12 protein-coding genes are annotated in these 17,786 nt (G+C 65.1%); 7 read left to right on the top strand and 5 right to left on the bottom strand.

Annotation, left to right across the window (positions count from 1 at the left end):
- Nucleotides 1-109 precede the first annotated feature (109 nt).
- From U5A57_RS27170 to U5A57_RS27160, 3 genes are all read left to right on the top strand, one after another.
- Nucleotides 110-1,756 (top strand): acetolactate synthase large subunit, encoded by a 1,647-nt coding sequence (locus U5A57_RS27170; protein WP_321914716.1) that lies wholly within the window; start codon nt 110-112, stop codon nt 1,754-1,756.
- A 36-nt stretch (nt 1,757-1,792) separates the two neighbouring features.
- Nucleotides 1,793-3,229: an aldehyde dehydrogenase family protein gene (locus U5A57_RS27165; RefSeq protein ID WP_321914715.1), complete on the top strand. Its 1,437-nt coding sequence runs from the start codon at nt 1,793-1,795 to the stop codon at nt 3,227-3,229.
- Between the two features lie 603 nt (nt 3,230-3,832).
- Nucleotides 3,833-5,320: a DEAD/DEAH box helicase gene (locus tag U5A57_RS27160; RefSeq protein WP_321914714.1), complete on the top strand. Its 1,488-nt coding sequence runs from the start codon at nt 3,833-3,835 to the stop codon at nt 5,318-5,320.
- Nucleotides 5,321-5,393: 73 nt separating this feature from the next.
- On the opposite strand, the gene gluQRS is transcribed toward U5A57_RS27160, so the two are convergent.
- Both gluQRS and U5A57_RS27150 read right to left on the bottom strand, forming a co-directional pair.
- Nucleotides 5,394-6,317, bottom strand: a complete 924-nt coding sequence (gene gluQRS, locus U5A57_RS27155; RefSeq protein ID WP_321914713.1) for a tRNA glutamyl-Q(34) synthetase GluQRS — start codon at nt 6,315-6,317, stop codon at nt 5,394-5,396.
- Nucleotides 6,318-6,326: 9 nt separating this feature from the next.
- The gene (locus U5A57_RS27150) at nt 6,327-7,208 is read right to left on the bottom strand and encodes a sulfurtransferase (protein WP_321914712.1); all 882 of its coding nucleotides are present in this window, start codon (nt 7,206-7,208) and stop codon (nt 6,327-6,329) included.
- 307 nt (nt 7,209-7,515) lie between these two features.
- Here U5A57_RS27150 and dnaE point away from each other — a divergent pair, with 307 nt between their 5' ends.
- A complete protein-coding gene (dnaE, locus tag U5A57_RS27145; protein ID WP_321914711.1) occupies nt 7,516-11,073 on the top strand; it encodes a DNA polymerase III subunit alpha in 3,558 nt (1,185 codons plus the stop codon).
- A 73-nt stretch (nt 11,074-11,146) separates the two neighbouring features.
- On the opposite strand, the gene U5A57_RS27140 is transcribed toward dnaE, so the two are convergent.
- Both U5A57_RS27140 and U5A57_RS27135 read right to left on the bottom strand, forming a co-directional pair.
- A complete protein-coding gene (locus tag U5A57_RS27140; RefSeq protein ID WP_321914710.1) occupies nt 11,147-11,980 on the bottom strand; it encodes a glycosyltransferase family 2 protein in 834 nt (277 codons plus the stop codon).
- Nucleotides 11,977-12,792: a glycosyltransferase family 2 protein gene (locus tag U5A57_RS27135; protein ID WP_321914709.1), complete on the bottom strand. Its 816-nt coding sequence runs from the start codon at nt 12,790-12,792 to the stop codon at nt 11,977-11,979. Before U5A57_RS27135 ends, U5A57_RS27140 begins: the two co-directional genes overlap by 4 nt.
- A 281-nt stretch (nt 12,793-13,073) precedes the next feature.
- Here U5A57_RS27135 and msbA point away from each other — a divergent pair, with 281 nt between their 5' ends.
- Nucleotides 13,074-14,858 (top strand): lipid A export permease/ATP-binding protein MsbA, encoded by a 1,785-nt coding sequence (gene msbA / locus U5A57_RS27130; protein ID WP_321914708.1) that lies wholly within the window; start codon nt 13,074-13,076, stop codon nt 14,856-14,858.
- 100 nt (nt 14,859-14,958) lie between these two features.
- Here the strand turns inward: msbA and U5A57_RS27125 are convergent, their stop codons facing one another.
- Entirely contained in the window at nt 14,959-16,119 is a 1,161-nt protein-coding gene (locus tag U5A57_RS27125) for a glycosyltransferase family 9 protein (RefSeq protein ID WP_321914707.1), read from the bottom strand.
- A 187-nt stretch (nt 16,120-16,306) separates the two neighbouring features.
- On the opposite strand from U5A57_RS27125, the gene U5A57_RS27120 reads away from it, so the two are divergent.
- The gene (locus tag U5A57_RS27120; protein ID WP_321914706.1) at nt 16,307-17,242 is read left to right on the top strand and encodes a glycosyltransferase family 2 protein; all 936 of its coding nucleotides are present in this window, start codon (nt 16,307-16,309) and stop codon (nt 17,240-17,242) included.
- Nucleotides 17,243-17,449: 207 nt separating this feature from the next.
- Entirely contained in the window at nt 17,450-17,767 is a 318-nt protein-coding gene (locus U5A57_RS27115; protein WP_321914705.1) for a DUF4148 domain-containing protein, read from the top strand.
- Nucleotides 17,768-17,786 lie beyond the last annotated feature (19 nt).

Below are 17,786 nucleotides of genomic sequence, written 5' to 3'. Positions count from 1 at the left end.
ACGCACGCTTCACGACACATTCCGCCTTGCGGGAGTAACCTGTCGGCCTGTTCGCGAAGGCCGGCTGCCGCCCGCGCCGCCGGCCACGCTCTTGCCAACGAGGTGGTCGATGAAAGCATCGGATCTGTTCGTGAAGGCGCTCGAAGCCGAAGGCGTCGAATATGTGTTTGGTATTCCCGGGGAAGAAAACCTCGATCTGCTCGAATCGCTGCGGCGCTCGAAGATTCGTCTGATCGTCACGCGCCACGAGCAGGCCGCGGGCTTCATGGCCGCCACTTACGGACGGCTCACGGGCCGCACCGGCGTGTGCCTCGCCACGCTCGGGCCCGGCGCCACCAACTTCGTGACCGCCGCCGCGTACGCGCAGCTGGGCGGCATGCCCATGCTGATGGTCACGGGCCAGAAGCCCATCAAGTCGAGCAAGCAGGGCCACTTCCAGATCGTCGACGTGGTGCGCATGATGGAGCCGCTCACCAAGTACGCGCGGCAGATCGTCTCCATCGGCAATATTCCGGCGCTCGTGCGCGAGGCGTTTCGCCAGGCCGAGCAGGAGCGGCCCGGCGCCGTGCATCTCGAACTGCCCGAAGACGTAGCCGACGAAGAGGGCGACGGCAAGCCCATTCCCAAGAGCTTCAGCCGCCGGCCCGTGGCCGAGGAAAAAGCGGTTGCCCATGCGGTCGGGGCGATCTGCAAGGCGCGCCATCCGCTCCTCATGATCGGCGCGGGCGGAAACCGCAAGACCACGCGCAACGTGCTGCGCGAGTTCGTCGACGAAACCGGCATCCCGTTCTTCACCACGCAGATGGGCAAGGGCGTGATCGACGAATCGCACCCGCTCTGGCTCGGCAACGCCACGCTCTCGGACGGCGACTTCGTGCACCGCGCGATCGAGCACGCCGACTGCATCATCAACGTCGGCCACGACGTGATCGAGAAGCCGCCGTTTTTCATGCGCAGCGCGGAAGAGAAAACCGTCATCCACGTGAATTTTCTCGGTGCGGAAGTCGACCCCGTGTATTTCCCGCAGATCGAGGTGGTGGGCGACATCGCCAACGCCGTGTGGCAACTCAAGGAAAGTCTCAAGCCGCGCGAGCACGCGTGGGACTTCGCCCGCTTCGAGGAGATCAAGCGCCATTTCGAGGCGCATCTTGCCAAAGGGCAGCACGACGAGCGCTTTCCCATGTATCCGGTGCGGCTCGTGCACGACGTGTACGACGCGATGCCCGACGACGGCATCCTGTGCCTCGACAACGGCATGTACAAGATCTGGTTCGCGCGCTACTACCGCGCGCGTGAGCCCAATTCGATCCTGCTCGACAACGCGCTCGCCTCGATGGGCGCGGGGCTGCCCTCGGCCATCGCCACCAAGATCGTGCATCCGCAGCGCAAGGTCGTGGCCGTGTGCGGCGACGGCGGTTTCATGATGAATTCGCAGGAGCTGGAAACGGCGGTGCGCCTGAAGCTCGATCTGGTCGTGCTGCTGCTGCGCGACGACGCGTTCGGCATGATCCGCTGGAAGCAGGAAAACATGAATTTCCCTGACTACGGGATGACGCTGCAGAACCCCGATTTTGTCGACTATGCGCAAAGCTACGGCGCGCATGGCCACCGCGTGGGTTCGGCGGACGAGTTCAAGCCGCTCGTCGAGCAGTGTCTCGCCCAACCCGGCGTGCACCTGATCGACGTGCCCATCGATTACTCGGACAACGAGCGCGTGCTCAATCGCGACATCAAGCGCCTGAGCGCGCAGCTTTGACGCAGCTTTGACGTTGTCATTACGGAGAACCCCGTCATGCTCAAACCGACTTATCCGTACTACCTGGCCAACGAGGCCGTCGCCGCCAACACCGACCTCGAAGTCACCGACAAATACAGCGGCGAAGTCGCCACGCGCGTCGCGCTCGCCGACGCGAAAGCGATCGACCAGGCCATCGCCGCCGCCGAAGCCGCCATGCCCGCCATGCGCGCGTTCCCGCCGTACAAGCGCCAGGCCGTGATCGATCATTGCGTGGCGCGCTTTCGCGAGCGCTTCGACGAGCTGGCGATGGCGCTGTGCATCGAGGCGGGCAAGCCGATCAACGACTCGCGCGGCGAGGCGACACGCCTGATCGACACGTTTCGCGTGGCCGCCGAAGAGAGCGTGCGTATCAACGGCGAGATCGTGAATCTCGAGATTTCGGCGCGCGCGAAGGGCTATCACGGCTACGTGAAACGCGTGCCGATCGGACCGTGCTCGTTCATTTCGCCGTTCAATTTCCCGCTCAATCTGGCTGCGCACAAGGTCGCACCGGCGCTCGCCGCCGGCGTGCCGTTCGTGCTGAAGCCCGCGAGCCGCACGCCGGTGGGCGCGCTGATCATCGGCGAGGTGCTGGCGGAGACGGATTTGCCCAAGGGCGCCTTCTCGATCCTGCCCGCGCACCGCGACGGCGCCGACCTCTTCACGACCGACGAGCGCTTCAAGCTGCTCTCGTTCACGGGCTCGCCCGCGGTGGGCTGGGACCTCAAGAGGAAGGCCGGCAAGAAGAAGGTGGTGCTGGAGTTGGGCGGCAACGCGGCGGCCATCGTCGACGCCGATCAGGGCGGCAAGCTGGACTATGTGGTCGAGCGCCTCGCGTTCGGCGCGTACTATCAGTCGGGACAGAGCTGCATTGGCGTGCAGCGCATTCTCGTGCACGCGTCGCTTTACGACGCGCTGCGCGAAAAGCTCATCGCCAAGGTCAAGACGCTCAAGATGGGCGACCCGAAGGACGAGAACACCTTTGTCGGGCCGATGATCTCCGAATCCGAGTCGAAGCGCCTCGCAGGCTGGATGGAGAGCGCGGTGCTCGCGGGCGCGAAGATCATCGCGGGCGGCAAGGTGGACGGCGCGATGTTCGAGGCCACGTTGCTCGAGAACGTGGGCCGCGACACCGACCTCTACCGCAAGGAGGCGTTCGGGCCGGTGGCGATCCTGGAGCGCTTCGACGACTTCGGCAAGGCTTTGGAGATCGTCAACGACAGCGATTTCGGCCTGCAGGCCGGCGTGTTCACCGACTCGCTCGCCAACGCGCACCGCGCGTGGGACGGCCTCGACGTGGGCGGCGTGGTGATCAACGATATTCCGTCATTTCGCGTCGATAACATGCCGTACGGCGGCGTGAAGGACTCCGGCCTCGGGCGCGAGGGCGTGCGCTACGCGATCGAGGACATGACTGAGCTGCGGCTGATGGTGATGCGCGAGACGTGGTGAGCAGCGGGCCCGGAGAAAAAAGGGCGCGATGCATCGTCGCACGGCGCACGGGGTTCTCCCGTGCGCCGTGTTGCAGAACGCATGGCCTGCTGCCATAGGGATTTATGCCAAGGTGCTACAATACCGGCCTTTCGGCCCTTTGCGTCTGCCGCAACGGGCGGGCAGAACGCCGGCAGGGCGCGGGTGACACGCGAGTAACAAGCGAGCGACACGCGAGTAACAAGCGGGCGACAAGCCGCCCCGAGGCTTGCTGGATCGGCCTGAAATGCCGGTCGGGCCGTTTTGACCAATCCGGTGCGCGCGCCAGTCGATAGACGAGGGCGGCGCCGGAACCATCTGGAATCGAGTGAGTCTGGCCGGGTTGAACCCGAGCGAGCGCGGCGATGGAGCCAGCGCCCCGTCCCCGGCAGATTCTCTCGTCGTCCACGGGCCATCCCGGGCCATCCGTTTGCCGGGAGGCCCTCGCGGGCGTGCGTTCCGCCCGTCGCCGCAGGGCGCCTGACGTGTTGTCCGGCGCCTTTGCATCGACCTGCAATGCCCAGCAGTGACCTTTTGAGGCGCTCCCGCGCCTTGCGCGAATAGCGCCTTTATAGCGAAGCCACCATGTCCGACACAGCCGTCACGCCCAGCACTGCGAACTTTGACCAGTTTGGTCTGGCCCCCGAAATCCTCCGGGCCATCAAGGAGCAAGGCTACACGACGCCCACGCCGATCCAGGCGCAGGCGATTCCCGTGGTGCTCACGGGCCGCGACGTGATGGGCGCCGCGCAAACCGGCACGGGCAAGACCGCGAGTTTCTCGCTGCCGATCCTGCAGCGCCTCCTGCCGATGGCGAGTACGAGCGCTTCGCCCGCACGCCATCCGGTGCGCGCGCTGATTCTCACGCCTACGCGCGAACTGGCCGATCAGGTCGCGAACAACGTGCGCACCTACGCGCAGCACACGCCGCTGCGCAGCGCGGTGGTGTTCGGCGGCGTCGACATGAATCCGCAGTCCGACGAGCTGCGCCGCGGCGTGGAAATCCTGATCGCGACACCTGGCCGCCTGCTCGACCACGTGCAGCAAAAGACCACGAGCCTCGGCCAGGTGCAGATGCTCGTGCTCGACGAAGCCGACCGCATGCTCGACATGGGCTTCCTGCCCGACCTGCAGCGCATCCTGAACCTGCTGCCGAAGGAGCGCCAGACGCTGCTGTTCTCGGCCACGTTCTCGGGCGAGATCAAGAAGCTTGCCGCGACCTATCTGCGCACGCCGCAGACCATCGAGGTGGCGCGCAGCAACTCCACGGCGACCAATGTCACCCAGGTCGTGTACGAAGTTGCCGAGGGCGACAAGACTGGCGCGGTCGTTCAGCTGATCCGCGACCGCGGTCTCAAACAGGTGATCGTGTTCTGCAACAGCAAGATCGGCGCGAGCCGCCTGGCCCGCCAGATCGAAAAGCAGGGCATCGTCGCGGCGGCGATTCACGGCGACCGCTCGCAGAACGAGCGCATGCAGGCGCTCGACGCCTTCAAGCGCGGCGAAATCGAAGCGCTCGTGGCGACCGACGTGGCCGCGCGCGGCCTCGACATCGCGGAGCTGCCCGCCGTCATCAACTTCGACCTGCCTTTCAACGCCGAAGACTATGTGCACCGCATTGGCCGCACGGGCCGCGCAGGCGCCTCGGGTGACGCGCTTTCGCTGTGCAGCCCGAACGAGAAGAAGCAACTCGCCGATATCGAGAAGCTCATCAAGCGTCCGCTGACCGTGGAGCGCCTCGTGGTCGACGTGCCGGTGCCGCATCACGAAGGCGGCAGCCGCCGCCGGGAGCGCGACGGTCATGAAGGCCGCGAAGGGCGCGGCGAACGCGGCGAGCGCGGTGTGCACCGCCGTGCGGCGTCGTTCGACCGCCCGCATCATCATCGTTCGCAGCCGATCGACGATTTTTTCCTGAAGCCTTACGAGCCTTCGGCTAACGCGCGCAGCAAGGCTGAAGACAAGCCCGCGAACGCCGCACCGCAAAAACAGCAGTCGAAGCAGCCGCTCGCAGCGCTGCTGGGTGGTCTCGGCTCGTCGTGGCGCAACAAGCCGACGTCGTCTTCGTCGAACTGAGTTTGAGCGCGCGAAGCGGCGCGCGACACAACGATAAAACGGCATGTCGCCTTCAACGACATGCCGTTTTTGTTTAGGTGGCCGGCAATTGCGCGAGCCGCCGCTTCCACGCTTCGATCGCGTCTCGCTGGAACGCTTCGAGCGTTGCGGGCGAAGGGTCGTGCAATTCGAGGCCCAGATGGCGTGCCGCGGCCAGCAACGCTCCCAGCGGGCGTGACGCATCGAGCGCTTGTGCCCCGGTCTGCTTCGAGAGCTTGTCCCCTTCCGCGTTCGTCACAACAGGCACGTGCAGGTAGGCGGGCGTTGGCACGCCAAGACACTGCTGGAGCCAGATTTGCCGCGCTGTTGAGTCGAGCAGGTCCGCGCCGCGCACCACGTGCGTGATGCGTTGTTCGGCGTCGTCCACAACCACGGCGAGCTGGTAGGCCCATTGGCCGTCGGCGCGCAGGAGCACGAAATCGCCGACTTCGGTTGCGAGGTCTTGCTGCTGCGGGCCTTGCCAGCGGTCGTCGAAGCGGATCAGCGCGGGGTTTTGTGTACTGGAAGGCGCGTCGTCGGGCACACGCAGCCGCCACGCGCGCGCTGGCTTGCCGTGCAGGCCCGCGCGGCAGGTGCCCGGATAGATCAGCGTGGTGTTGCGCTGGTGCGCACGCACTTGCGAATCGGCGATTTCCTTGCGCGTGCAGCCGCACGCGTACACGTGGCCCGAGGTGATTAGCCGGTCGAGCGCCGCGCGGTACAGGCCGGTGCGGCGGCTCTGCCATTGCGGCGGCTCGTCGGCGTGAAAGCCGAAGGCCGCAAGCGTCGTGAGAATGTCTTCGGCTGCGCCCGGCACGGTGCGCGGGCCGTCGATGTCTTCCACGCGCACGAGCCACGCGCCGCCATGCGCTCGCGCGTCGAGCCAGCTCGCGAGCGCCGAAACGAGCGAGCCGAAGTGCAGCGGGCCAGTGGGCGAGGGCGCGAAGCGCCCGCGATACCCTTGCGGCGATGCGCTCACGCGCGCGGCTTAAGCGGCAGCCTGGGCCGCCGCATCCGTCGCACCCGCGCGCTCCGGATGGCACGCCGGGCAGCTCTTGCCTGCCACGTAGAGCGGCGAAGCCTGCTCTTGCGGCGTGACGACGGCGCGGCACGCGAAGCACTGCACGGTGTCCGTCGGTTCGAGCAGCGGATTGAGCGCGGTGCGCTGGTCGAACACGAAGCAGTCGCCGTTGTAGTGCGCGCCGCCCACTTCCTCGAAGTACTTGAGAATGCCGCCTTCGAGCTGGTAGACGCTTTCGATGCCCACTTCCTTCATGTGGATCGCGGCCTTTTCGCAGCGAATGCCGCCCGTGCAGAACGACACGACCGTCTTGCCTTCGAGGTCGGCGCGGTTCGCTTCGATCACGCCCGGGAATTCGCTGAACTTGTCGATGCGGTAGTCGAGCGCGTTATCGAACGTGCCGACATCGATTTCGAACGCGTTGCGCGTGTCGAGCATGACAACGGGGCGGCCTTCGTCGTCGAAGCCGCGGTCGAGCCATTGCTTGAGCACGACCGGCGCCACGGAAGGCGCGCGGCCTTCTTCGGGGCGGATCGCGGGCTTCTTCATCGTGATGATCTCGCGCTTCAGGCGCACGAGCATACGGTTGAAGGGCCGCGATTCGGAGAAGCTTTCCTTGAACCGCAGCGTTGCGAACTTGCCTTCGAAGAGCGGGTCGTGGTTGATGTAGTCCATGAAGGCGCGCACGTTGCCTTCATCGCCGGCGACGAACAGGTTGATGCCTTCTGGCGCGAGCAGGATCGTGCCCCGCAAATCGAGCGATTTGCAGCGCTCGAGCACGAGCGGACGCCACTCGGCGGTCTTCTCGAGCGTGGCGAACTGGTAGGCGGATAGATTGAGGATACGCATGGTGCAACGGGAAAGGCGCTATCAAAGCGCGTGAAACTGGAGCCGGGCGCGCGTGGTGCGTCGCTTGCTGCGTCGCGTACTGCCTGTTCGCTGCGGGTCCCCGAAAACGGGAATTGGGGCAGGGCGCGCGCCGGGCGCAATCCGCTATTATCCCTCAATCGCGCCTCGCGCCGCCTGCGGCGTAGACGACACACCGTGCGGCGGCCTGCGCTCGCGCAAGCACTTGTCCAGATCGGTTGGGCCGCCCCGGCCACTGTCGCGCGCGCATGCGAGCGAGCGCCGATAATCGCGTGCCCCTGAAGGTACAATGACGCCCATGTCAGATCCCCGCTTCGTCCATCTCCGCGTCCATTCCGAATTCTCGATTGCCGACGGCATCGTGCGCCTCGACGACCTCGTCAAGGCGGCGGCCAAAGACGGCCAGGGCGCGCTCGCGCTCACCGACTTAGGCAACGCATTCGGCCTCGTCCGTTTCTACAGCGAAGCGCGCGGCAAAGGGGTCAAACCCATTGCCGGCTGCGACGTCTGGATCACGAATCCCGACGACCGCGACAAGCCGTCGCGCCTTCTGCTGCTGGTGAAGGACAAGCGCGGCTATCTGAATCTGTGCGAACTGCTTTCCAAGGCGTGGCTCACGAACCAGTACCGCGGCCGCGCGGAAGTCGACGTCGCGTGGCTCGAAGAAGGTCTGGCCGAGGGCCTGCTCGCGATCTCGGGCGCGCAACAGGGCGACGTGGGTCTCGCGCTCGCGGCGGGCAATGCCGAAAGTGCGAAGCGCCATGCGCAGCGCTGGGCGAAGCTGTTTCCGAACGCGTATTACATCGAACTGCAGCGCTGCGGCCAGCCCGGCGGCGAGCAATATGTCGAGCAGGCCGTGGCGCTCGCGTCGCAACTGAAGCTGCCGGTGGTCGCCACGCACCCCATGCAGTTCATGACCGACGAGGAATACACCGCGCACGAAGCGCGCGTGTGCATCTCGGAAGGCGACATCCTCGCGAATCCGCGCCGCCAGAAGCGCTTCACGACCGATCAGCGTTTTCGCACGCAGGAAGAAATGGCCGCGCTGTTCGCGGACATTCCGTCGGCCATTGCGAACACCATCGAAATCGCCAAGCGCTGCAACCTCACGCTCGAACTCGGCAAGCCGAAGCTGCCGCTCTTCCCGACGCCCGACGGCCTGTCGCTCGACGACTATCTCGTGCAGCTTTCGAAAGAAGGCCTCGAAAAGCGCCTCGTGCAGCTGTATCCGAACGAAGCCGAACGCGAGCAGGAGCGCGCGCGCTACAACGAGCGTCTCGAATTCGAGTGCGGGACCATCATCAAGATGGGTTTCCCGGGCTACTTCCTGATCGTTGCGGACTTCATCAACTGGGCCAAGAACAACGGCGTGCCGGTGGGACCGGGCCGGGGCTCGGGCGCGGGTTCGCTCGTCGCCTACGCGCTCGGCATTACCGACCTCGATCCGCTGCGCTACAACCTGCTGTTCGAGCGCTTCCTGAATCCGGAACGCGTTTCGATGCCCGACTTCGACATCGACTTCTGCCAGCATGGGCGCGACCGCGTCATTCAGTACGTGAAGGAGAAGTACGGCGCCGATGCGGTTTCGCAGATCGCGACCTTCGGCACGATGGCCGCGAAGGCGGCGGTGCGCGACATCGGCCGCGTGCTCGATCTCGGCTACAACTTCACCGACGGCGTGGCCAAGCTCATTCCGTTCAAGCCCGGCAAGCACGTCACGATTGCCGACGCGATGAAGGAAGAGCCGCTCCTGCAGGAGCGCTACGACAACGAAGACGAAGTGCACCAGCTGCTCGACCTCGCGCAGCTCGTGGAAGGTCTCACGCGTAACGTGGGCATGCACGCGGGCGGCGTGCTGATCGCGCCCGGCAAGCTGACGGATTTTTGCCCGCTCTATACGCAGGGCGACGAAAGCGGCGTCGTGAGCCAGTACGACAAGGACGACGTGGAAGCCGTCGGCCTCGTGAAGTTCGACTTTCTGGGCCTGACCACGCTCACGATTCTCGACTGGGCCGAGCGCTATATCCGCATGCTCGACCCGTCGAAGAAAGACTGGTCGCTCGCCGAGGTGCCGCTCGACGACGCGCCGTCGTTCCAGATCCTCAAGAAGGCCAACACGGTCGCCGTGTTCCAGCTGGAAAGCCGCGGCATGCAGGGCATGCTGAAGGACGCGCAGCCCGACCGCTTCGAGGACATCATCGCGCTCGTGGCGTTGTATCGTCCGGGCCCGATGGACCTGATCCCGAGCTTCTGCGCGCGTAAGCACGGCCGCGAAGTGGTGGAGTATCCCGATCCGCGCGTCGAACCTGTTCTGAAAGAGACCTACGGCATCATGGTCTATCAGGAGCAGGTGATGCAGATGGCGCAGATCATCGGCGGCTATTCGCTCGGCGGCGCCGACTTGCTGCGCCGCGCGATGGGTAAGAAGAAGCCCGAGGAAATGGCCAAGCACCGCGAAATTTTCGCGGAAGGCGCGGCGAAAAACGGCCTCACGCGCGAGAAGGCCGACGAAACCTTCGACTTGATGGAGAAGTTCGCGGGCTACGGCTTCAACAAGTCGCACGCGGCCGCCTACGCGCTGCTCGCCTATCACACGGCGTGGCTCAAGGCGCACCATCCGGCGGAATTCATGGCGGCGAATATGTCGCTCGCCATGGACGACACCGACAAGGTGAAGATCCTCTTCGAGGACTGCCTGACCAACAAGATGGCCGTGCTGCCGCCGGACGTGAACGCTTCGGCGTATCGCTTCGAGCCGGTGGCCGACTCGAACGTCGCAGAAGGCAAGCGCTCGCGCACGATCCGCTACGGTCTGGGCGCGATCAAGGGCAGCGGCCAGAACGCCATCGAAGAAATCTTGCGCGCGCGCGAGGAGGGCGGTCCCTTCAAGGACCTGTTCGACTTCTGCGAGCGCATCGACCGTCGTCTCGTGAATCGCCGCACGATCGAAGCGATGATCCGCGCCGGCGCATTCGACACGATTCACGCAAACCGCGCACAGTTGCTGGCCTCCGTGCCGATGGCGATGGAAGCCGCCGACCAGGCGAGCGCCAACGCCATGCAGGCGGGCCTGTTCGATATGGGCGACGCGCCGCTCGCCGCGCATGAACTGGTCGACGAACCCGCGTGGGGCGAGAAGCGCAAGCTTCAGGAAGAGAAGGCCGCGCTCGGCTTCTACCTCTCGGGGCACCTCTTCGACGCCTACAAGGACGAAGTGCGCCGCTTCGTGCGCCAGAAGATCGGCGAGCTGAAGGAAGGGCGCGACAAGCTCATCGCGGGCGTGATCGCTTCGTTGCGCACGCAAATGACCCAACGCGGCAAGATGCTGATCGCGTTGCTCGACGACGGCACCGGCCAGTGCGAAGTGACGGTGTTCAACGAGCAGTTCGAAGCGCACAAGGCGCTCTTCAAGGAAGACGAGCTGCTAGTCGTGCAGGGCGGGGCGCGCAATGACGCGTTCACGGGCGGCATTCGCTTTACCGTCGATACGGTGATGGATCTCGAGCGCGCGCGCAGCCGCTACGCGCAGGCCGTGAAGCTGCAGATGAACGGCAACGCCAATGCGCTCGCGCTGCGCACGGTGCTCGAAGCGTATCGCGCGAAGCCCGACGACTCGCTGCCGGCGCCGGCCGCGCAAGCGCGTGGGCGCGGCGGCTTCGGGCGCGATCGCGGCGATCGCCCGCAAGCAGTCATTCCGAATGGACTCGCGGTGCAGATTGCCTACCGCAACGATCGGGCCGAAGGCGAAGTGCGCTTGGGCGACGCCTGGCGCGTCAAGCCCTCCGACGACCTGCTCGCCGCGCTGCGCGGCGAGTTTGCGGGCAGCGAGATCGAGATCGTTTATTGACGGGGAATGGGCGGCAGGCGGCGCGGGAGTTTTCACGCTGCCATGCCGCGCCGTCGGTCGGGCAATCGCGTGATCAAGTCGCGAGTTCGGCCAGACCCCGTTCGGCACGCACGGTGCCATCTGCAATACGCGCCTTGACCCGCTGCTCATTGGAGTTGGCCTGGCCACGCGGTTGCTCGCGGTGCCACAGGTGGAAGATTTCCGTGGCGTAGGCGCCGAGCTTGCGGTGCACGCCGCCGTTGGCGAGGCGTGCCACGAAATCGGCGTCCTCGTGCCCCCAGCCGGTGAAGCTGGTGTCGAATCCGTTCACGCGCTCGATATCGCTGCGCCAGGCGCTCATGTTGCAGCCCTTGATGCCGCGCCACTTGAACTGCTCGATCACGCGCCACTTGCGGTCCGGCAGCTTGACGAAGAGGGGCGCCATCTTGTTGACGTGGCCACCAAGGCGTTGCCGCACCCAGAAGCCAAAGCCCTGGTCCGCCAACGGCAGCATCTGGCCGATCACCGCTTGCGTGAGCGTTTCGTCGAGCAGGATGCGGCTGCCGGTGATGATGGCTCGCTCGCTTGCAAGCTGCCGGTGGCGCGCAACGAAATCGTGTTGCGCCACGCAGTCGCCGTCGAGGAAGATCAGGTAGTCGCCACGGGCCTGCACGATGCCCTTGTTGCGGATCTCGGCAAGGCGAAAGCCGTCGTCCGGGTGCCACACATGCTCCATGCGCACCGGGCTCGCCGCTGCGCAGCGCTCCACGGTTTCGCGGGTCGCGTTGGCCGAGCCGTCGTCGGCGACGATGATTTCGTAGTGCGTGTCGGATTGCGCGCTCAGGCTCGCGAGGACCCGCTCGAGCGCATCGGGCCGGTTATAGGTGCTGACAATCACCGAAACCAGCATGTCGCGGCGCGCGTTCATCGGCGCTCCGCTGCGGCGTCGCGGGATTGTGCCGCGGTGGACTGCTGCGTTTCGAGGAGCATGAGCTTCAGGTAGCGGTAGTAGGTGCCTTCGGCGTTGGAGATCGCCAGCACGAAGCCCATCTTGCCGTCGAGAAAGCCGCGCTGGATGATCCAGCTGCGCACGAAAGACCAGAAGCCGTGCAGCAGCGCCTTGCGCAGGCCGCCGCGTTTGCCGCGCGCCGCGCCCTGGGTCGCGCCGTAAGTCGAATAGCTGTCGATCTTGCCGAGCACCTCGGAGAAGTCGCGAAAGCTGTAGTGAATCAGCGCCTGGGCGAGCGTGCCGACGCGCGCCTCGGGCGCGGCGATCACGCGCTCGTGCACGAGATCGTTCGAGAAGCGCGCTACGTCGCGGCGAAAGAGCCGCGTCACATAGTCGGGCGACCAGCCGGAATGGCGGATCCACGTGCCGCAGTAATTCGACTGGCGCGGCACACGGAACAGGTCCGCCCCGTTCGCCTTGACGCTCGCGAGAATCTCGTCGCGCAACGCCGGGGACACGCGTTCGTCGGCGTCGAGCGAGAGAATCCAGGGGCCGCGGGCGGCGTCGAGCGCGCGCTGTTTCTGTGGCCCGAAACCGGGCCAGTCAGTCTCGACGACCGTTGCGCCGAACTCGCGGCAAATGGCCTGGGTGCCGTCCGTGCTGCCCGAGTCGAGCACGACGATTTCGTCCACCCAGCCGTGCACGGAAGCGAGGCAGTCGCGAATATCGTGTGCTTCGTTTTTGACGATGACGATGACACTGATCGCATCGGGTTTGGCGCTGTCGTTCATCGGCGCTGGCTCGCGATGGCTGGAAGAAGGTGAAGAGGGTGAGCGGGCCGGCTAGCGCCGCCTTGCGTTCGGAGAACACTCCGCGAGCCAGCGTGTTGCTGCGCGCGTTCGTGCCCCGAAGCCGAATCGGTGAGTATATACAAAAACGCCGGCCGCTACGAAAGCGCTCCGGCGCAGGCACCGGCCGGTGCGGATACCTCGCCCCCTGGGCCGAACGTTTACAATGGCGTACCTGTTTGCCGGGGGGCGGGCAGATTACCCGCATTTTTTTCGAGGAAATTTTGAGCGAGAGATCAACCTTGAGCAAGCCGATCGGCTCCGACACCAAGTCGTCGCCGATCGTGATTGGCCGGCGGCTGTGGCCGTATGTGAAGCCGCTAATGTGGGTGCTCCTCGCAGGCGTGATCGCGATGGCCGTGGTGGCCGCCACCGAAGCCGGCATTCCCGCGCTGCTCAAGCCGCTGCTCGATCACGGCTTCGGCACGCGCGGCGACCCGAAAGCGAAATGGCTGGTGCCCACCGCGGTGATCGGGCTGGCGCTCGTACGCGGCCTCGCGCAATACGCGTCCGGTTACTTGCTGCAGTACGTGTCGAACCGCGTGCTGCTCGCGCTGCGGCTCAAGATGTTCGAGCGCATGATTCATGCGAGCGTCGGCTTCTTCCAGCGCGAAACTGCGAGCACGGTCATCAACGCGATCGTGTTCGAGGTCAACCAGATTCTCGGCGTGCTGCTCAGCGTGCTCGTCACGATCGTGCGCGACTCGCTCACAGTCATCTTCCTGCTCGGCTACCTGTTCTATCTGAACTGGCGGCTCACGTTGATCGTCGCGGTGCTGCTGCCGGCCATCGGCTGGCTCGTCAGCAAGATCAACCGGCGTCTGCGCCGGCTGAACCGCGAGCATCAGATGCTCACGAACGACTTGTCCTATATCGTCGAGGAGACGGTGGGCGGCTACAAGGTCGTCAAGGTTCATAACGGCGAGCAATACGAAAAGGACCGCTTTGGCGAGATGAGCAAGCGCCTGCGCGGCTACCAGATGCGCATGACGGTCTCGGGCGGGCTCGCGCAGCCGCTTACGCAATTCCTCGCTTCGATCGCGCTGGCGATCGTCATCACCATTGCGGTCGTGCAGGCCTCGAACGACCAGACGACGGTTGGCGGTTTCGTGGCGTTCGTCACGTCGATGCTGCTCGTGATCTCGCCCCTCAAGCACCTGATCGACGTGAACCAGCCGCTGCAGCGCGGCATGACCGCGGCCGAGCTGATCTTCGGGCTCATCGACGAGCCGCCCGAGGCCGCCGGCGGCGGCTTGCCGCTCGAACGCGCGCGCGGCGAGGTGGAGTTCCGCGACGTGTCGTTCGCCTATGGCGCGAGCCATCGCGTGACGCTCGACCATGTGTCGTTTCGCATCAATCCCGGCGAAATGGTGGCGCTCGCGGGCCCGTCGGGCAGCGGCAAGACCACGCTCGTGAACCTGCTGCCGCGCTTTTTCGATCCGAGCGGCGGGCAGGTGATGGTCGACGGCGTATCGATCGCCGACTACGACGTGCATGCGCTGCGCAACCAGATCGCGATGGTGAGCCAGGACGTGGTGCTGTTCAACGATACGGTCGCGAACAACGTCGCCTATGGCCAGACGGCCGACCGCGAGCGCGTGGAACGCGCGCTGCGCGCCGCCAACCTGTGGGAGACGATCTCGGCCCTGCCCGAAGGCATGGACACGCTGGTCGGCGACAACGGCATGAAGTTCTCGGGCGGCCAGCGCCAGCGCCTGGCGATTGCCCGTGCGATCTACAAGGACGCGCCGATCCTGATTCTCGACGAGGCGACCTCGGCGCTCGATTCGGAATCGGAGCGCCACGTGCAGGCGGCGCTGGAAACGCTGATGCGCGGCCGCACGACGCTCGTGATCGCGCACCGTCTCTCGACGATCGAGCGTGCGAACCGCATCCTCGTGATGGATGGCGGCCATATCGTCGAATCGGGCACGCACCAGGAACTGCTCACGAAGGGCGGCATGTACGCGCACCTGCACAAGATCCAGTATCAGCAGAGCGCGGCCTGACCCGCATGGACCATGACGGCGGCGCGCGAGTTTGGGCGCGCCGCCGTCATGAAACCGCGCTGGCGCGCGGCGTGAGCTTGAGGAGCCCTGTTTGGGGCGATCAGGCGGCGGCGGGCGCCGTTGCGGGGACGAGCGCGGCGAGTTGGCGCAACACTGCGCCCACGACCTGCGCGGGCGGGATGGTGTCGACGTTGCCACTGCCCTGCAGGCCGATGGATCGGCAGGCTTCGGTCAAGCGCAGGGAGGGCGGCTCTTGATGCCTGAACAGCGAAACGCTCGGCGTTTGCGTGGTGTGGGCGACGTGCATCAGGCCGCCGTCCGCGCCCAGGAACAGCTCGGCGTGCGCAACGATCTCGCGTGCCTGAAGGAACGCGAGCTTGCCGGTCAGCGAGCGGATGCGCACGTTCGCGGGCGCGCTCGCGCACAACTGCTGTGCGATTTCCGTGCCGTTGTCCGAACCGAGCACGACGATTTCCTTCGCGGCACTCGCGTTGTCGTACTTGCTCAACAATTCGATGACTTCGGACCAGCGGTTGTAGGTGCGATCGGGGTCCACGCCACCCGCCGCGAGCGCGATGAACGGACGCGCGGGCAAGAGCGCGCGCACGGATTCGCGCGTTGCGGGCTTGCTCGAGAGATAAGGCTTGCTGAGCGCGGCGAGCGTGCCGGCGTCGTGGCCGAGCGAGAACACGTCGTTCACGCTCGCGAAGCTGAAGCCGGTTTGGTTGCGGTCGGGCCCGTTGAAGTAACGGAACAGGCCCGCGTAGGGCAGCTTCGCGAAGTGCTGGGTCTTGATGCGGATTGAGGGCAGGTTGTACTCGGAGAGCAGAATCGCGTCGTAGCGGCTCGCATCGACCTCACTGGGGTCGCCGTAGACCTTGCCGAATACGTCGTCTTCGCTGAACAGCGGTACAAGCGACGGCAGCGCGAGCAGATCGATGCGCACACCCAGGCCCTTGAGCAGCGCGCGGCCGGCCATGTCCATCGTCGCGTCGCCGAAGTTGCGTTTGGCATAGACCCACAGGATTCGCTGCGAAGCGTCCAGATGCGCCTGTTCGAGGCGCGTCTGGCCGTGCGCCTTCAGAAGAAACTGCTTATGCAGGTATTTCTTCGCGATCTTGAGGCGACTGGTGCTGCGAAGAAACGCTTCCGGCTCGTAAGGCACGCCCTGATAGGGAATCGTGCAGGACCGGGATACGGCGTGATCGAACCAGCTTGCCGGCGAAACCCACGAAGTGTTTGAGTTGGTCTGCTGAAACACGGGTTTAGTTGTTATTTGAAGTAACCGCTTATTATTCCATGATATTTGCTCGCATGCTGCGCAAATAATCAGGGGCGGCGTCCTGCGCGGCATCGTGAGGTATGAACTTCTACGGCACGTCCGGGCGTGCGTACAATATCGCGTTTCTCGTCATGCTTCGCTCAGACCCTTTATAGGGCTAATCTTCATGTTCAGCATTCTGATCCCGACCTGGAATAACCTGCCGTACCTCAAACTGTGCGTCGACAGCATCCGGCGCCACTCCGCGTACGAGCACGAGATTCTCGTGCACGTGAACGACGGCAGCGACGGTACGCTCGACTGGGTTCGCGAACAGGGCATCCGCCATACGTGGAGCAAGGGCAACGTGGGCGTATGCCTCGCCGTGAACGATGTGGCGCGCCTCGCCTCGAGCGAGTGGATCCTGTTCATGAACGACGACATGTTCTGTACGCCCGGTTGGGATTCGGCCTTCGTCGATGCATTGCGCGAAATCGGCGCGGCGCCCGCCTATCTCGCCTCGCAGATCATCGAGCCGACCGACACGGGCAACAACCTCGTGACGGTCGCTCATTTCGGCACCGGTCCTGCCGACTTCAACGAGGCGGGACTACTCGAGTTCGCCGCGAAGATGAACACCGCCGACCGCAACGGCATCGCACTGCAGCCGACGCTCGTGAGCCGCGAACTCTGGCTGCGGGTGGGTGGCTACAGCATCGAGTTCGGGCCCGGCATGAGCAGCGACGACGACTTTCTGATGAAGCTCTGGCTGGTCGGCTGCCGCACGTTCCGCTCGGTTGGCGCGAGCCGTGTCTACCATTTCGGCTGCCGCACGACAGGACGCATTCGCCGCAATCGCGGCGGCCGCGAGTTCCTCATGAAGTGGGGCGTGACGCAGCGCGATTTCAAGTACAACTACATGGCCCGCACGGCCGACGCCGCGCCGGGCACGCTTCCTAACGTGCCGCGGCCCAACTTCAAGAGCCGTCTGAAGCGGGTCATGTACGCGTTCGGCCTTTATCCGACACAAGACCTCGAAGCGTGGGAGCCCGATTTGCCCGCGCAGCTTCAGCACACCGCTTCGTTGCCTGACAGCGCCACGCCGCGCAAGTCATCGCGTTGACGCTGCGTTGTCCCAAGGGAGCCGGCTGGCGCCGAGGCGCCGGCTGAGCCCTTCGGCGATGAATCGCGCCGACTTTGCCTCGATTTGGAACAGTGCCTTAGATTTCCAAGGGTTAACCCTAGGGAGTCACAAGCATACGATGCGTACATCGGTCGCATGCACATACCGTCGCACGTCGACCGCCTGATCCAACTGGAGGTCGTTTCCATGAAGTCCCTGATTCAAGCCGTTGCTGTTGCCGCCGTTGTTGCCGCTGCCGCTCTTCCCACCGCTTCGTTCGCGCAGTCGCACTCGACCATCACCCGCGCCCAGGTGCGCGCCGAACTCGTGCAGCTTCAGCAAGTGGGTTATCGCGTCGGCGATGGCGACAACGCCCATTATCCCGAAGCGATTCAGTCCGCCCAGGCGAAGGTCGCCGCATTGAATGGTGCAAACAGCAGCTACGGCGGCGTGGCGAACGCCTCGCAAACGGGCGGCCGCGCCACGGTTTCGCCTGAAGACTGGAACGCGATGTACTCGCGCTAAACCATCGCGGCGCGCGCGT

The organism is Paraburkholderia sp. J11-2 (genome assembly GCF_905220185.1).
GTDB lineage: Bacteria > Pseudomonadota > Gammaproteobacteria > Burkholderiales > Burkholderiaceae > Paraburkholderia.
Note: the sequence above shows the minus strand (reverse complement) of the source record. Positions and strands in the feature narration are given on the sequence as shown.